Annotated in this window: 1 protein-coding gene; it reads left to right on the top strand. The window is 48.8% G+C overall.

Going from position 1 to position 322, the window contains the following annotated elements; translation table 11 throughout:
- Window positions 1-322 (top strand): transposase (locus M0651_RS23965; protein WP_248554162.1); only part of this gene is annotated, 322 nt, incomplete at both ends.

Here is a 322-nt window from a genome sequence, read left to right as displayed (position 1 = left end):
ACCCGGCACGGTCATTGCTGACGCCGGGTATGGGAGTGAAGAAAATTACGCTTACCTAGAAGGCGAAGCTGTGAGAGCGATCGTCAAATACAACACGTACCATAAAGAGAAAACAAAAGTTTGGAAGAAGGACATAAGCAAGCTGGACAACTGGCAGTATGACGAAGCTAAGGATTCATGGATTTGTCCAGCGGGGCGGAGATTGACGTTCATCCGGGAGAGCAAAGAAAAAAACGAGAGCGGTTATGAGGTTCGAAAACGGCACTACAGAAGTACAACGTGCGCGGAATGCCTTCTCAAAGCTTCATGCACCAAAGCCAGC

The sequence above is a fragment of the Paenibacillus mellifer genome, from assembly GCF_023195895.1.
Lineage (GTDB): Bacteria > Bacillota > Bacilli > Paenibacillales > Paenibacillaceae > Fontibacillus > Fontibacillus mellifer.
Note: the sequence above shows the minus strand (reverse complement) of the source record. Positions and strands in the feature narration are given on the sequence as shown.